General features: G+C 36.5%; 7 protein-coding genes. All 7 read right to left on the bottom strand.

Annotation, left to right across the window (positions count from 1 at the left end):
• Window positions 1–36: 36 nt before the first annotated feature.
• The 7 genes from fusA to rpoB all read right to left on the bottom strand — a co-directional run bounded on the left by fusA (window position 37) and on the right by rpoB (window position 13,655).
• Entirely contained in the window at window positions 37–2,112 is a 2,076-nt protein-coding gene (gene fusA, locus CGEO_RS02545; RefSeq protein ID WP_075494188.1) for an elongation factor G, read from the bottom strand.
• A 15-nt stretch (window positions 2,113–2,127) separates the two neighbouring features.
• Window positions 2,128–2,598: a 30S ribosomal protein S7 gene (gene rpsG, locus CGEO_RS02540; RefSeq protein WP_075494187.1), complete on the bottom strand. Its 471-nt coding sequence runs from the start codon at window positions 2,596–2,598 to the stop codon at window positions 2,128–2,130.
• Between the two features lie 70 nt (window positions 2,599–2,668).
• Window positions 2,669–3,043: a 30S ribosomal protein S12 gene (rpsL, locus tag CGEO_RS02535; protein ID WP_075494186.1), complete on the bottom strand. Its 375-nt coding sequence runs from the start codon at window positions 3,041–3,043 to the stop codon at window positions 2,669–2,671.
• A 122-nt stretch (window positions 3,044–3,165) separates the two neighbouring features.
• Entirely contained in the window at window positions 3,166–4,308 is a 1,143-nt protein-coding gene (iadA, locus tag CGEO_RS02530) for a beta-aspartyl-peptidase (RefSeq protein ID WP_075540289.1), read from the bottom strand.
• Between the two features lie 191 nt (window positions 4,309–4,499).
• Complete coding sequence (locus tag CGEO_RS02525) at window positions 4,500–4,901, bottom strand: DoxX family protein (RefSeq protein ID WP_075494184.1); 402 nt, start codon at window positions 4,899–4,901, stop codon at window positions 4,500–4,502.
• A 110-nt stretch (window positions 4,902–5,011) separates the two neighbouring features.
• Window positions 5,012–9,523 carry a DNA-directed RNA polymerase subunit beta' gene (rpoC, locus tag CGEO_RS02520; protein WP_075494183.1) on the bottom strand — a complete coding sequence of 1,504 codons (4,512 nt, stop codon included), beginning with the start codon at window positions 9,521–9,523 and terminating at the stop codon, window positions 5,012–5,014.
• Window positions 9,516–13,655, bottom strand: coding sequence for a DNA-directed RNA polymerase subunit beta (rpoB, locus tag CGEO_RS02515; RefSeq protein ID WP_075540290.1), 4,140 nt, complete (start codon window positions 13,653–13,655; stop codon window positions 9,516–9,518). Before rpoB ends, rpoC begins: the two co-directional genes overlap by 8 nt.
• Between the last annotated feature and the right edge of the window lie 56 nt (window positions 13,656–13,711).

Here is a 13,711-nt window from a genome sequence, read left to right as displayed (position 1 = left end):
AAAAAGGCGAGTTTCCCCGCCTTAAATTTAGCTAAATTAGCCGTTTCTTTTCTTAATAATCTCTTCGGCAACATTTTTTGGAACTTCATCGTAGTGATCAAATTCCATAGAGTAAGTCGCACGACCTTGAGTTTGAGAACGAAGGTCTGTAGAGTAACCAAACATCTCTGAAAGTGGGCAGAACGCATCGATGATTTTGTTTCCACCACGCTCGCTCATGTTATTTACTTGACCGCGACGTTTGTTAAGATCACCAATTACATCGCCCATATAATCCTCTGGAGTTTCAACTTCAACTTTCATAATCGGCTCAAGTATAACCGCACCTGCTTTTCTAGCGCCCTCTTTAAAGCCCATAGAAGCAGCAAGTTTAAACGCCATCTCAGATGAGTCAACATCATGATAGCTTCCATCATAAAGTGTAACTTTAACATCTTCAACTGGATAACCAGCCAAAACACCGCCTTGCATAGCTTCTTGACAACCTTTATCAACAGCTGGGATGTATTCTTTTGGAATCGCACCGCCTTTGATATCATTAACAAACTGATATCCACTACCTGGCTCAAGTGGCTCAAGGCGAAGATAAACATGTCCGTATTGTCCGCGACCGCCTGATTGTTTAGCGTATTTGTACTCTTGTTCGACAGATTTTCTAATTGTCTCACGATAAGCAACTTGTGGTTGTCCAACCTCAGCATCAACTTTAAACTCTCTAAGCATACGATCAACGATAATCTCAAGGTGAAGCTCGCCCATTCCTGAAATGATAGTTTGACCGCTCTCTTCATCAGTTGTAACTCTAAAGCTTGGATCTTCTTGAGCAAGTTTTTGCAATGCTATACCCATTTTTTCTTGATCTGCTTTTGTTTTTGGTTCAACCGCAACGCTAATAACTGGATCTGGGAATTCCATTCTTTCAAGAATTACTCTATCTTTTTCACTAGCTAAGGTATCACCTGTAAGTGTGTCTTTTAGACCAACTACAGCGCCGATTTCACCGGCATAAAGTTCTTTAATTTCTTCTCTTTTGTTTGAGTGCATTCTAAGAAGTCTACCGATTCTCTCTTTTTTGCCTTTAACTGTGTTATAAACATAGCTTCCGCTTTCTAAAACACCACGATAAACGCGCACGAATGTAAGCTGACCAACAAATGGATCTGTCATAATCTTAAACCCAAGACCAGCAAACTCGCCCTCATCGGTTGATTTAACGGCAACTTCTGTGCCATCTTCATACTCGCCACGGATATCTGGAACTTCATCTGGAGCCGGCAAATACGCTACAACAGCATCAAGAAGCGGTTGAACACCCTTGTTTTTAAATGCTGTTCCACAAAGCATAGGAGTGATTGTTAAACCCAAACATCCTGCTTTTATACCAGCTTTGATTTCTTCTTCGCTTAGCTCTTCGCCACCAAAGAATTTTTCCATCAACTCATCGCTTGTCTCGCTAACAGCTTCAATCATCTTCTCACGATACTCTTGTGCTTTTTCAAGTAAATCAGCTGGAATTTCTCTTACAGTGTAATCTGTTGGTTTGTTCTCATCTTCCCACATATAAGCTTTCATTGTAACTAAGTCAACTACGCCTTTAAATGTGTCTTCTGCGCCAATTGGAATTTGGATTGGAACTGGATTAGCTTTTAATCTATCTCTAATTTGTTGTTCAACATTAAAGAAATTTGCACCAACTCTGTCCATTTTGTTTACGAATACAATTCTTGGAACTTTATATTTATTTGCTTGTCTCCATACAGTCTCACTTTGTGGTTGAACGCCACCAACTGAACAAAATACCGAAACAGCACCATCAAGAACACGCATAGAACGTTCAACTTCGATAGTGAAGTCAACGTGGCCCGGGGTGTCTATTAGGTTGATTTGGTGATCTTTCCAAAAACAAGTTGTAGCAGCAGATGTGATAGTAATACCACGCTCTTTTTCTTGCTCCATCCAGTCCATAGTAGCCGCGCCATCATGAACTTCGCCGATTTTATGACTCATACCTGTAAAGAAAAGTATTCTTTCAGATGTTGTAGTCTTTCCAGCGTCGATATGTGCAGCGATTCCTATGTTTCTGACCATGTGCAAAGGTGTTTTTCTTGCCATTTTTTTCCCTTCTTATTACCAGCGATAATGAGCAAATGCTTTATTTGCCTCAGCCATTTTATAGGTGTCTTCTTTTTTCTTAAATGAAGAACCTTTTGAATTTGCAGCATCCATAAGCTCGTATGCAAGTCTTTCTATCATAGTTCTTTCGCTTCTTTTTCTAGCAAAACCGATAATCCAACGAATCGCAAGAGCTTGTTGACGAGCTGGGCGAACTTCGATTGGAACTTGATAAGTCGCACCACCTACACGGCGAGATTTAACTTCCATAACTGGTTTTACATTATCTATCGCATCGTTAAAAACATCGATACCTTTGGTCTCGCCACCTTTTTTATCGATTAAATCAAGTGCACCATACATGATTTCAGTTGCGACACTTTTTTTACCATCATACATAAGAGCATTAATAAATTTAGTGATTATTTTGTTACCATAAATTGGATCTGGCATAACTTCCCTGACGGGAGCTTTTCTTCTTCTCATTTTATTCCTTCAAATTTTTAAAATTTTACTCAAACTAAGCCAAAACCATGGGCTAGTCTGTTAAGCTAAACTATTTTTTAGGGCGTTTAGCACCGTATTTAGATCTTGAAACTGTTCTTTTTGCAACGCCAGCAGTATCAAGCGCGCCACGAACGATGTGGTATTTAACACCTGGTAAGTCTTTTACTCTTCCGCCACGAACTAGAACAATGCTGTGTTCTTGCAGGTTGTGACCTTCGCCGCCGATATAGCTAATAACTTCAAATCCGCTTGTTAGCCTTACTTTGGCAACTTTTCTCAAAGCTGAGTTTGGTTTTTTAGGAGTAGTTGTATAAACTCTCGTACAAACTCCTCTTCTTTGAGGACAATTTTTTAGCGCTGGTGATTTTGATTTTTCAATCACTTTTTTACGCTCTTTTCGAACCAATTGATTTATGGTTGGCACAATAATTCCTTTCACAGTAAATTTATTAAAAGACTTGATTTTATCTAAATTTTACTTAAAAATTTGTTAATAACCTTAAATTTAAGTCTTTGGCATTTGCAGATTTTAAAGTTAGATTAAATTTAAATATTCTCATAAGTTCCTTTTTTGATATAGCCTTTATTATCTTTTAGAATTTTGCCATTTGCTATGACATAATCTATGCTAAAATCCTTGCTTAGTATAAGTAAATCTGCATCAAAATTTGGATAAATTTGACCTTTTTTATGAGCTAAACCTATACTTCTAGCCACATTTGTTGTTACAAATGGCAAGGCATCTTGCAAGCTAAAGCCATCTTTTATAAAATTTACAAGTTCGTCATAAATCGCTTCTACGCTTGAAACACCCATTTTAAGTAGCTTTCCATCTTTATCATAACTTGAGTAACTTCCATAACCATCTGAACTCATAGTTACTTTTTCTAATGAGATATTTTCTTCTATCATCTTTTTAACCATATATCTTGGCGCTCGTTCACCACCATAGCAGGTTAAGTCGATATATCCACCATCTTTTGCAAACTGCATGGCTTGCTTAAAAAGCTCTTTGTTTCGATTTACGTGCGTTGGCTGAAAAAAGGTAATCGGCGTGTCGTATTCGTTTAAGACTTCATAGATTATCTCAAGTCCTTTTTTGCCATCGCCAACATGAAGCGTTGTATGCCCAGACTTGCCACTTAACATGCCAGCGACTCTTCCGGCTGAAGCGATTTTGGCTAATTTGTTTTTAGTAACCGAAGATGAGCGATGATCTGAAATGGCAAGTTTTATTCCGATAATAGGCTCGATAAAAACTATATCTTTTAAAATATCGCCAGTTATCGTTGGTACTGGAGTTTTATAAGCGCCTGTGTGTGCGTAACATGAGATGTCCTCTTCGCGAAACGCATAAGACTTAGCGACTAAATTTTCAACACTTCTTGTCGTGCTATCAGTCCCAAGAAGCCCCACAACTGTGGTTATGCCACCTTTAATTAAAGATGAAAGCATAAGTTCTGGAACTTTTGTTTTAAAACCACCCTCACCACCGCCACCTGTGATGTGAATGTGCTTATCTATAAGCCCCGGTATCGCAACAGCGCCTTTTGCATCAATCACTTCTAAATTTGGTAAATTTATAGATATACTATCATCTATGCAAGCGATTTTGCCGTTACAAATAAAGATATCTTTTTTACCTATAAATTTAGGCGTATACACATTTGTATTTTTAATCAGCAGCATAGAAACTCCTTAAATATAAATTTAAACCCATTTCATACTTTATCAAATTTACTTTTGCAATAAATTTTAATAGCAAATTTTAGAAATTTAAAACAAAATTTGCTACGCAAAATATAAATTTAACTGCATTTGCTACTAAATTTAAGCTTTTTAAAAAACTAGCCAAACAAAAAGTTAGGCTAGAACTTGCTTTAATCAGCTTTTATAACAAATTTACCACCACCACTAAACAACAAGCAAAAAGCACCACCAAGATATAGATAAACAATCTCTGCTTTAAGTCCTCCGGTTTTTGCGAGCAACTCAAATATATTATCCGAAAATGCAAGGTATAAGATGGTAAAACAAGTACCGATTAAAATAAGTGAAGCAAATCTTGTAAAGATACCCAAAATTATCATTATCGGAGCTATAAATTCGCCAAGATAGACTCCATATCCTATAAATTCTGGAAGTCCAGCGCCACTTAACATACCTTTAACGCCACCTATGCCACCTTTGATTTTAGCTATTCCATGAAATATAACACAAGCACCTAGCGCAATCCTGAGTAAAAGTAGCCCTAAATTTGGAGCATGAAGTTTGTTTAACATTAAACACCACCTTAATAGAATTTTAATATATTATAATCAATCTTGATAAATATAGGATAAATGTAGTTTGATATGAGAGTGTTTGGGATGCGTATGCACCCCAAATTTAGTTATTCTTGAGCTTTGATTTTGATTTTTTGGTTTTTATAAAGACCTGTTCCAACAGGTATCATTCTACCAAGAATTACGTTTTCTTTAAGATCTTCAAGATAGTCAAATTTACCAGAGATACTAGCTTCGGTTAGAACCTTTGTAGTCTCTTGGAAAGATGCTGCTGAAATCACACTATCACTTCCAATGGCTGCTCTTGTAACACCAAGAAGAACTGGTTCTGCGATAGCTGGCTCACCGCCGATTCGCATAATTCGCTCGTTTTCTTCTCTAAATTTACGTCTACTTACAAGATCTCCAGTTATGAAATTTGTATTTCCGCTATCTAAAATTTTAACCTGCCTAAGCATCTGAGAAACGATAATTTCAATATGCTTATCGCTAATGGCAACGCCTTGTGAGCGGTAAACTTGTTGAATCTCACTTATCAAATAGTAGTGAAGCGCTTTTTCTCCAAGAATTCTTAAAACATCATGGCTGCTTATAAGTCCATCGGTTAGCTTTTCGCCTGCGTGAATAAACTCTCCATCTCTTACTTGAATTTGGCGAGTTTTGTCTATTAGATACTCTGCTGTTGTGCCATTTGCTGATTCGATGATAATTCTCTCTTTTGAGCGAAGTGGTTTATCGAATCTAACTATGCCATCGATTTCAGCGATAACAGCTATATTTTTTGGACGACGCGCTTCAAAAAGCTCACTAACTCTTGGAAGACCACCGGTGATATCTTTTGACTTAGCAACCGCTTTTGGAGTCTTAGCCAAAGTATCTGCTAGCTCTACTCTTTGTCCATCGGCTACGAAAATCGCAGTTTTTGGATCGATTTGGTATTTTATCAACTTTCCATCATCAGTAGCTATGCTAATAGTTGGTTTTATACCTTGAGATAGATACTCGTTTATAACCAAACGGCTCTGTCCAGTCGCTTCATCGTATTGTTCAGTCGCACTGTATCCTGGCTCGATATCTTCAAAAGATACAATTCCAGCGCCTTCAGATATAATCGGAGTTGAGTAAGGATCCCACTCTGCGATAACCTCTTTTTCATCATTTACCGGTTTTGCGATGACTGAGTTTGTATCAACCTTATCGTTATCGTTAAACTGAATAACTGATTTTCTTGGTATATAATAACGAATCGCTTCTCTTCCTATATCATCAGCTATAACAACAAAAAGTCCTTTTTCATCGACTATATGACCTTTTTTGATACCTTTTAATCTCTCTAAATAATCGCCTTTTAAAATAAAGAATTTAAGTATACCTTTAGCGCCTGATTTTATAATCTGACTTACTGGCTCTCCATCTGCAATCTTTATCTCGCTAGCATAAGGAATTCGTCCTGGAACATTCCAGCCCTCTTTTATAACTTCAACTATGCTCTCATTTTCGATAACTTCTTGCTCATTTGCATATGGCAAGTAGAATTTACCCTCTATTTTACCACTAACTCCAGCCAGCTCGTTTGGTTTGGCAAGGTTGTGTTTTCTAAGAGTATATCTAGCCTCTTCTTTTTTAGATTTTACTACTAAGATTATATCTTCGTGAGCCATCTCGATGCTTAAAGTTCCAGTAAATGGCGCTTTAATCTTTGGTTCAACTATCAAAATAGCAGCATTTCTTCTATTTGACACTATTCTTTTGCCTTTATTTTCATAAGTGCTTAAGTTGTAGTATCTTACAAAACCCTCTTTTTTAGCGACAATTTGTCTATCTTGTTGCTCGGTAGAAGCGGTTCCACCGATGTGGAATGTTCTTAGCGTTAGCTGAGTTCCTGGCTCGCCGATTGATTGAGCTGAGATAATTCCAACAGCCTCGCCCGGTTTTACAAGTTTACCTTCACCTAGGTTGATACCATAACATTTAGAACATACGCCTTTTGGCGCTTTACAAGTGATTGGAGTTCGTATGCTTACTGATTTTATACCAGCATCTACAATCTCTTTTGCTTTTATTTCATCTATCAAAGTCCCTTGAGTAAATAAAATCTCATTTGTAATAGGATCAATCACATCATCACTTAAAACTCTTCCTGTAATTCTATCTTCTAGCGTTTCAACCAAATCGCCATTTACAGTAATTTCAGAAATTTCAATACCCTCATGTGTTCCACAATCATGAATTGTAACTTTAACATTTTGAGCAACATCTATAAGCTTTCTTGTTAGATATCCAGCATTTGCTGTTTTTAACGCTGTATCTGCAAGACCTTTTCTAGCGCCGTGAGTTGAGATAAAGTACTCTAAAACATTTAGTCCCTCGCGGAAATTTGATGTAATAGGAGTCTCGATAATACTTCCATCAGGTTTTGCCATAAGTCCACGCATACCAGCAAGCTGACGAATTTGTGCTGAACTACCTCTAGCTCCAGAGTCTGCCATCATATAAATCGAGTTAAATCCATCTTTATCATTTTTAATAAGCTTCATCATCTCTGATGCAACTTGAGCGCTTGTATCTGTCCAGATATCAACGATTTTATTATATCTTTCAGAATCAGTTAAAAGTCCGATACCATACTGGTTTTGAATCTCTCTAACTTTTTTCTTTGCTTCGGCTATATATTTATGTTTTGATTTTGGAACGATTATATCAGCAACAGATATAGAAATTCCAGCCTTAGTCGCTGATTCAAAACCTAAATTTTTAAGGTTATCAAGAAATCTAGCAGTTATTTCAAAACCACCGATTTTATAGACTTGATCTACCAAATTCGCTATATCCTTTTTCTTCATTATTTTATTCCAAACATTATCTGGAATAAAATCTGGGATAATTGATTTTATTATCAATCTTCCAGCGGTTGTAAATATCGTTCTTCCCTCTACCATAGTTTTTATTTTAGCGTGAACATCTAAAAATCTAGCCTCAACCGCCATCATAACCTCTTCAACGCTAGCAAAAATTTTATTTGTTCCTCTAGCGTTTTCTTTTTCCAAAGATAGGTAGTAAATTCCTAAAACCATATCTTGAGAAGGAACAGAAACTGCCTTACCGCTTGCTGGAAGCAAGATATTCATCGAGCTTAGCATAAGCACTTTGCACTCTGCAATCGCCTCTTGAGAAAGTGGCACATGCACCGCCATTTGATCGCCGTCAAAGTCGGCATTAAATGCAGCACAAACTAGTGGATGAAGCCTGATAGCCTTACCTTCAACCAAAGTTGGGTGGAAAGCTTGAATCGACATTTTGTGAAGTGTTGGTGCACGGTTTAGCATAACAGGGTAGTCTTTAACAACCTCTTCTAAGCATTCCCAAACTTCGTTTACTTTATCATCTATCATCTTCTTAGACTGTTTTACTGTAGTTGCGTAGCCCTTTTCTTGTAAACGAGCAATCAAATGTGGCTTAAATAGCTCTAATGCCATTGTTTTTGGAAGACCACATTGATCCATTCTTAAATTTGGACCAACAACGATAACAGAACGACCAGAAAAGTCAACCCTTTTACCAAGTAAATTTTGTCTAAAACGACCTTGTTTACCTTTTATAATCTCGCTTAAAGATTTAAGTGGACGTTTGTTAGCGCCTTTTACAGCGTTTGCTCTACGGCCATTGTCAAAAAGAGCATCAACTGATTCTTGAAGCATTCTTTTTTCATTTCTTATGATAATTTCAGGCGCATCAAGCTCCATAAGGCGTTTTAGTCTTGTGTTTCTGTTTATCACTCTTCTATATAAATCATTTACATCAGAAACCGCAAATTTACCACCATCTAGGCTAACAAGCGGACGTAAATCAGCCGGTAAAACAGGAAGTGCTGTTATCATCATCCACTCTGGTCTGTTTCCTGAAGCGACAAAACTTTCGATTACTTTTAGTCTTTTTACGATATTTTTCTTCTTAGCTTCTGAATTTGTGCTATCCATTTCTGATTTTAGTTGCTCTAAAATAGCTACTAAATCAAGCTCTTCAAGCATATCTCTTATAATCTCGCCACCCATTTTTGCATTAAAGCCAGTGTCATAGTAGCGGTTATAAAGCATTTGATACTGCTCTTCGTTTAACACTTCATACTTTTGAACTTTTTTTGAGTTTTCATTATCATAATATGCTTCGCCTGGATTATCAACGATATATGCTTCATAGTAAAGTACGCGCTCTAAATCTTTCATCTTAACATCTAAAAGAGTGCCGATTCTTGATGGAAGCGAATTTACATACCAAATGTGCGCTACTGGCGTTACAAGTTCGATGTGACCCATGCGAGAACGGCGAACTTTTGAGCTAGTTATCTCAACGCCACATTTTTCGCATTTATGGCCTTTAAAACGCATTTTTTTATACTTTCCACAAAGGCACTCATAATCTCGAATTGGTCCAAAAATTTTAGCGCAGAAAAGCCCATCTCTTTCAGGCTTTAAAGTTCTATAGTTGATAGTTTCTGGTTTTTTTACTTCACCACGACTCCATGATCTTATCTCTTCAGGGCTAGCTAATTTTACCTGAACAGCATCAAAATCATGTGGTCTTTCATCTTCTCTTATTTCAATTGGATTCATTTCACTCATTATCTTCATCCTTTTTATATATATCAACATCAAGGGCTAGAGATTTTAGCTCTTTTGTTAAAACAAAGAATGTCTCTGGAACACCAGCAGAAGGAACATTTTCCCCGCGAATCAATGCTTTATAAGCAGCAAGTCTTCCATCTACATCATCTGATTTTATAGTTAACATTTCTCTTAGTGTGTAAGCAGCACCATAAGCTTCAAGCGCCCAAACTTCCATCTCTCCAAATCTTTGACCACCAAATAGTGCTTTACCACCAACTGGTTGTTGAGTAACTAAGCTATATGGCCCAGTACTTCTTGCATGAACTTTTTCATCGACTAAGTGGTGTAGTTTTAGATAATACATACAACCTACATTAACTCTTTCTTTGATTTTCTCACCAGTTCTTCCATCATAAAGCTCTGTTTTGCCATCTGGATCGATATTTGCCATCTCAAAAAGCTTAACAAAGTCTTCTGGAACGATTCCTTCAAAAATAGGAGCTGAAAATTTAACACCCTTACTCCAATCTCTTGCATATTTTAGTAAATCTTCATCACTTATCGCGCTAATCTCTTTTTTGGCATCCATAAGTTTTGCCGTATTTGCAATCTCAATCATTTTAGCACGTAAATTTGTAAGCCACTCACCTGTTTTTTCTTCCATGATTTTTTCAATCTGCTCGCCAAGTCTCCAGCCAACTAAACCTAAGTGAGACTCCATAATTTGACCTATGTTCATACGGCTTGGAACGCCTAGTGGGTTTAAAACGATATCAACCCTTTGTCCGCTTGGAAGGTATGGCATATCAACTTCAGGAACTATAATCGAAACAATACCTTTGTTTCCGTGACGTCCCGCCATCTTATCGCCGACTTTTAGCTTTCTTTTTGTAGCGATATAAACTTTTACAAGCTTAACAACGCCACTTGGTAAAATATCATCTTTTTCTAAAATTTCAAGCTTCTCATCATGCTCTTCTTTTAGCTTTCTCTTCTCGTTTTGGAAGTGATTTTTAAGCTCTTCATAATCTTTTTGAATAGTTTTAGAGTATGATTTTACAAAGCCATTTAGAGCAAATCTATTTGAGTTTTCGATATCTTCTTTATCTACTTGACTTCCTTTTTTATACCCTTTTTTGCCTAAATTTCCATCACTTTCAAGTTTGTTTTTAACAAGCAAAGCAGTTACTTTAAGTGTTTCTTCTCTATCAAGCATTAAAAGTCTGTCGTGGTGCTCTTTTTCTAAAATTGTCTTTTCATCTTCATATGCTTTTTGTGTTCTAGCATCTTTTTCATAACCTTTTTTGGTAAAAATTTTAACATCAACAACAACGCCTTCCATAGAAGTTGTCGCGTATAAAGATTTGTTTACAACGTGTCCTGCTTTTTCACCAAATATGGCACGCAAAAGCCTCTCTTCTGGAGTTGGTTTAACTTCCCCTTTTGGAGTAACCTTACCGACTAAAATCATACCTGCTTTGACTTCAGTTCCGATTTTAATAATTCCACTATCATCAAGATGAGTTAGTTCCTCTTCTTTAACATTTGGAATATCTCTTGTTATCTCTTCAACACCATCTTTTAGCTCTCTAGCTTCAATCTCTTTTTCATAGATATGAACGCTTGTATACTCATCTCTACGAATCATCTTCTCGCTCATAACAACAGCATCTTCGTAGTTGTATCCATGCCATGGCATAAATGCGATAAGTGCGTTTTTACCAAGAGCAAGCTCTCCGCCATCCATACTAGCGCCATCTGCTATAACTTGACCAGCAGCGATAAAATCACCTTTTTTAACTATAGGATGTTGAGAAAACATAGTGTTTTGGTTGGTTCGTAAATTCTTCTCCATTGAGTAATGGTCTATAAACGGACCTTTTTCATCTTCACCTAAGATAAAGACATTTTTGCTATCTACTTTTTCAACAACTCCAGCTCGATTTGCTTTTATAGCTTCCCACGAATCTCTTGCGATGATTGCTTCCATACCTGTTCCAACAAGTGGCGCGGTTGATTTAAGAAGCGGAACTGCTTGACGTTGCATGTTTGAACCCATCAAAGCACGGTTTGCATCATCGTGTTCCAAAAATGGAATAAGCGAAGCTGCAACACCAGCTATCATACCAGAACAAAGGTCGATTAGCGTTACATCTTCTCGTTTAGCAAGAATTGTTTCGCCATCTTTTCTAGCTTCTAAAAAGTCATCAACTAAATGTCCGCTAGCATCGATGTTTGCTGAAGCAGGAGCTATAACAAGTCCCTCTTCTTGAGTCGCTGTTAGATAGATGACTTCATCGCTTACTTTGCCATCGATGATTTTCTTATAAGGAGCTTCAACAAAGCCAAGATCATTTACCTTTGCATAGGTTGCAAGAGTATTAATTAGACCGATGTTTTGACCTTCTGGAGTCTCGATTGGACAAATTCTACCATAGTGAGTTGGGTGAACATCTCGCACTTCAAAGCCCGCTCGTTCTTTAACCAAACCACCCTCGCCAAGTGCTGATAAACGACGCTTATGAGTAACTTCGCTAAGCGGATTTGTTTGATCCATAAATTGACTTAGCTGTCCACTTGTGAAAAACTCTATTAAAGTTGTTGTTATTGTTTTTGGATTAACCAAATCATAAGGCATAAGCTCATCGATATTGCTACTTAAGGTTGTAAATTTATCTCTGATTGTCTTTTGCATTTTAACAAAACCAAGATGTGTTTCGTTAGCCAAAAGCTCGCCAATTGATCTAATTCTTCTGTTTCCTAAGTGATCTCTATCATCGATATAGCCTTGACCATTTTTAACTTTTATCAAGTATTGAGCAGTTTTTAGTATATCTTCACTAGTCATAATCGTAACGTATTCTGGAACGTTAAGACCTAATTTGTGGTTCATTTTCATTCTACCGACTTTTGTTAAGTCATATCTTTCTGGGTTAAAGAAAAGATCTTTAACAAAAGCTCTAGCAGCCTCTTTAACTACTGGCTCACCTGGGCGCATTACCTTATAAATTCTAATAGCAGCTAAATCGTTTTCATCATCAACGCCTTCGCTTTGTTGAAGTAGTTTTAGTGTTTCACCATCTTGCATAAATGAATTTATAACACTGTTATCAACGCCTTTTGCAAGGTCATTTGCTATAGATATAGACTTTTGAGTTTGAAGAATTTTATCTATTTTTGTTTCATCTAATGCAGTCAAAGTATCGTATAATACTTCGCCACTTTCATTATCTATGATTGGATCAGAGATATGTCTTTCAAGTAGCATTTCAAGAGGGTATTCAACAAATTCCAAACCGTCTTCTACTAACTTATCTGCTTTTTTCTTTGTAAGCCTTTTACCAGCTGAGTGTAAAATGTTGCCTTTTGCATCTTTAATATCATAATCAAGTCTTCCACTGTAATCATTAACATCAAATTTAGTTAAAAATTTATTGTTTTTTACATATAGAGTTTTGATTGGGTAAAATAATTTTATTATATCTTGTTTTTTGTATCCTAATGCCCTGAATAAAATCGTAATTGGCATCTTTCTTCTTTTGTTGATACGAACATACAAAACATCTTTCGCGTCGTATTCAAAGTATAGCCAAGAACCTCTATCAGGTATGATTTGTGCTGTGTAAATTCTTTTATTTAAAACTGTTGGGCTCTCTTCTTCTTTGAAGATTACGCCTGGACTTCTGTGAAGCTGATTTACTACAACTCTTTCAACTCCATTGATGATAAAAGAGACTCTATCAGTCATCAAAGGAATATCTCTTATAAAAATATCTTGTTCTTTTACATCTTTTATACCGATTTTTTCACCTGTTTTTTCATCTTTATCATGAACAACAAGTCTTATTTTCATTTTTAAATTTACAGAGTATGTAAGACCTCTTTCCATACATTCGCGAACTGAGTATTTAGGTTTTAAAATTTCGCTACTGACATACTCTAGAGTCAGCCTATTTTGTGGGTCGTGTATAGGAAAAATTGATCTAAAAACTTTTTCTATACCGCTGTCATTATTTGAACCATTTATGTTTAAAAAATTATCAAAACTTTTTTTTTGTAATTTAAGTAAGTTTGGAACTTCTATCTCTTTTTTGACTTTTGAAAAGTCGATTCTAAGACGATTTCCGGAATATAGACTATTTAGCATTCGACTACCTCGTGGTAAATTTTGGAAGAAAGATTGGTGCTAGATTTAGCACAAAA

It is taken from the genome of Campylobacter geochelonis, from assembly GCF_013201685.1.
In the GTDB taxonomy this organism is placed as follows: Bacteria; Campylobacterota; Campylobacteria; order Campylobacterales; family Campylobacteraceae; genus Campylobacter_B; species Campylobacter_B geochelonis.
The sequence above is the reverse complement of the archived record's forward strand: the minus strand, read 5'-3'. Positions and strand labels throughout refer to the sequence as shown.